This is a genomic window from Isoptericola sp. NPDC057391, from assembly GCF_042668085.1.
GTDB lineage: Bacteria > Actinomycetota > Actinomycetes > Actinomycetales > Cellulomonadaceae > Isoptericola.
On the sequence record NZ_JBHVBO010000306.1, the window covers coordinates 1 to 2,708 of the forward strand.

Here is a 2,708-nt window from a genome sequence, read left to right on the forward strand (position 1 = left end):
CGGCGGACCCGGGCGGCGCCCGGGTCGTCGTGGGCCGGGCACGGTCACCCGGACAACAGGTCGACGCCCAGCGCGAGCAGCACGGGCACGAGCCCGACCAGCACGAACGCGGGCAGGTAGCAGGCGCCGAGCGGCAGCACGAGCTGCACGCCCAGGCGGGCCGCGGCCGTGCGAGCGGACGCCCGCCGGGCACGCAGCAGCTCCTCCCCGGCGGCCCGCAGCGCGCCGGTCGGCGACGCCCCGTCGGTCCAGGCCCCGCGCAGCGCACGGTGTGCCGGGCCGAGCCGGCCCGGGGCGTCGCGCCACGCGCCGTCCCAGTCCGCACCGAGCCGCAGCGCGTCCGCCGCCGCGCGCAGCGCCGCGCCATCGGCCGACGTCGAGCCGGGCGCCCCGGGCGCCGGCGCGCCGGCGAGCGCCGTGCCCGTGGCTCCGAGGGCCCGCGGCACCCCGGCTCCCGCCCGCAGGGCGGCGCCGAGCAGCTCCAGCACGACGGGCACGTCCACGGGATCCGCCCCGGGCCCGCCGGCGCGCGAGGGCGCGCGCCCGTCCCGGGCCAGGCGTGCCACCCGCCTGTCGGCGGCGCCGCGCGCCAGCCACCAGGGCAGGACGGCGATCAGCACGGTCACCACGACCGTCCACCCGGCGCCCGCGTCGGTGACCGCGACGGCGACCACCCCGTCCGAGAACTCGTTCATGCCGCCTCCTCTCCCGCCGCCCGCGCGGCCGCGACCAGCCGGCGGGTCCAGACCCACCCGGCCGCGAGCAGCAGCAGCCCCAGGCACACCGCGACGGAGCCCACGCCGCCGTCGAGCGCCGTCGCCAGGGGGTCGGCGCCGAGCACCCACCCGAGCGCCGCCCCCAGCAGGGGCAGCCACATCAGCACGCGCGCGGTGGCCCGCGGCCCGGCCAGCGACGCCTCGCGCTCGGCGCGGGCCTCCGCCTCGGCCACCAGCGCGCCTGACACGGCGTCGAGCACGGACGCGAGCGGTGCCCCGACGTCGCGGGCCAGCACCGCCGCCGCCACGACCGACCGGGCGTGGCCGGCCCCGCCGACCACAGGCGCCAGGGCGGCCTGGACGGGCACCCCGGTGGCGTCGACCGGCACCGCGAGCGCGCGCGTCCAGGCCGCCGCGGGCGGCGCGCCGGCGCGCAGCAGTGCCACCACCTGCGCGACGGCGACACGGACCGCGTCCGCCTCGGTCGACGCGTCCCGTCCGCGGCGGAGCCACGCCGAGGGCCGGGTGCGGGCGCGCGGGGCCGAGGGGCGGGCGAGCGCCTCCGGGCGGCGGCCGCCGCGGGCCAGCACCAGCCACGACGCGAGCGCCACCCAGAGACCGACGGCGGCGGGCCCGGCCGCGAAGCCTGCGCCGGCCCCCGCCCCGAGCCCCGTCATCCCGCCCACCGCCCCACGAGCTCCTCCCACGCGCCGTCGGGCCGTGGTTCCGTGCCCGGCGACCACGCGGCGGCACGGCGGACCGCCAGCCGGCCGTCGTCGTCCCGCCCGACCAGGCCGAGCTCGGCGAGGTGGCGACGACCGCCGCGCCGCCGCAGGTGGAGCACCACGTCGAGCGCGGCCGCCGCCTGCGCCGCGACCGCGTCCCGCGGCATCCCGGCCAGCGCCGCGAGCGCCTCCAGGCGGGCGGGCACGTGCTCGACGGCGTTCGCGTGCACGGTGGCCATCCCGCCGTCGTGCCCCGTGTTCATGGCGAGCAGCAGCTCGCGGACCTCGGCTCCCCGGCACTCGCCCACGACGATCCGGTCCGGCCGCATCCGCAACGCGCCGCGGACGAGCTCGGTGAGCGTCACCTCGCCCACGCCCTCGACGTTGGGGCGCCGGGCCGCGAGGGACACCACGTGCCGGTGCCGGGGTGCGAGCTCGCGGGCCTCCTCGACCACGAGCACCCGCTCGGCCGGCGGCACCAGGGACAGCAGGGCGGCGAGCAGCGTGGTCTTCCCGGTGCCGGTGCCGCCCGTGACGAGCAGGTTGGCCCGGCCGGTGACCAGCCCCCGTAGCACGGCCTCCCACTGCGGCGGCAGCCCGCCCCCGGCGACCAGCGACTCCACGGAGTGCGCCGCCTGCCGCAGCACCCGCAGCGCGATTACCGCTCCTGCCGGGGCGACGGGCTCCACCACGGCGTGCAGGCGGGTCCCGTCGGGCATGCGGGCGTCCACGGTCGGGGCGGCGTCATCGAGGCGCTGGCCGGCGACCGCCGCCATCCGCACGGCGAGCGCGCGCACGGCGTCGGGCGTGCCGAGGTCGAGGTCCACCCGCCGCAGCCCGTCGCCACGGTCCACCCAGACGTCGCGGGGGCCGTTGACGAGCACGTCGGTGACGTCGGGCGCGTCGAGCAGCTCCTGCAGCGGCCCGGCGCCCGTCAGCTCGGCCCGCGCCGCGCGCGCGAGGTCGGTCAGCGCCGCGGACCCGAACACGCGCCCGGTGGCCTGGAGGGCGTCGCGGACCGCGGCGTCGTCGAGCGCCGTCCCGGGGGTGCCGACGCGGGCCCGCACGTCGTCGAGCAGGTCGCGGTCGACGAGCGCGCGCCCCGTCACGACGCACCCGCCAGCGCCGTCACCAGCGTGGTCGCGGCCCTGCCGAGCGCGGTGCGCCGGCCGACGGGCGGCCCGTCGCCGCGGTCGACCGCGGCGGCGAGCCGGGTGTCCGCGCGCACGGTCGCGGCCACCGGGAGCCCGACGGCGTCCCCCAGGGC

The 2,708-nt window shown here is 81.2% G+C and carries 3 protein-coding genes; all 3 read right to left on the reverse strand.

All coding sequences use genetic code 11. The features are described 5' to 3' along the window. Nucleotides 1-44 precede the first annotated feature (44 nt). Genes ACFUVW_RS20525 through ACFUVW_RS20535 form a run of 3 tightly spaced genes read right to left on the reverse strand, consistent with a single transcriptional unit; the run spans nucleotide 45 to nucleotide 2,550 of the window. Nucleotides 45-695: a secretion system protein gene (locus ACFUVW_RS20525; RefSeq protein ID WP_430573143.1), complete on the reverse strand. Its 651-nt coding sequence runs from the start codon at nucleotides 693-695 to the stop codon at nucleotides 45-47. Continuing rightward, complete coding sequence (locus ACFUVW_RS20530) at nucleotides 692-1,393, reverse strand: hypothetical protein (protein WP_430573145.1); 702 nt, start codon at nucleotides 1,391-1,393, stop codon at nucleotides 692-694. Before ACFUVW_RS20530 ends, ACFUVW_RS20525 begins: the two co-directional genes overlap by 4 nt. Next, nucleotides 1,390-2,550, reverse strand: coding sequence for a TadA family conjugal transfer-associated ATPase (locus ACFUVW_RS20535; protein WP_430573144.1), 1,161 nt, complete (start codon nucleotides 2,548-2,550; stop codon nucleotides 1,390-1,392). The genes ACFUVW_RS20530 and ACFUVW_RS20535 overlap by 4 nt, the downstream gene beginning before the upstream one ends. Nucleotides 2,551-2,708: the final 158 nt, after the last annotated feature.

Excerpts from the sequence above, each read along its gene's own strand:
- ACFUVW_RS20525 (WP_430573143.1), bottom strand. The coding sequence starts at position 695 with ATGAACGAGTTCTCGGACGGGGTGGTCGCCGTCGCGGTCACCGACGCG.
- ACFUVW_RS20530 (WP_430573145.1), bottom strand. The coding sequence starts at position 1,393 with ATGACGGGGCTCGGGGCGGGGGCCGGCGCAGGCTTCGCGGCCGGGCCC.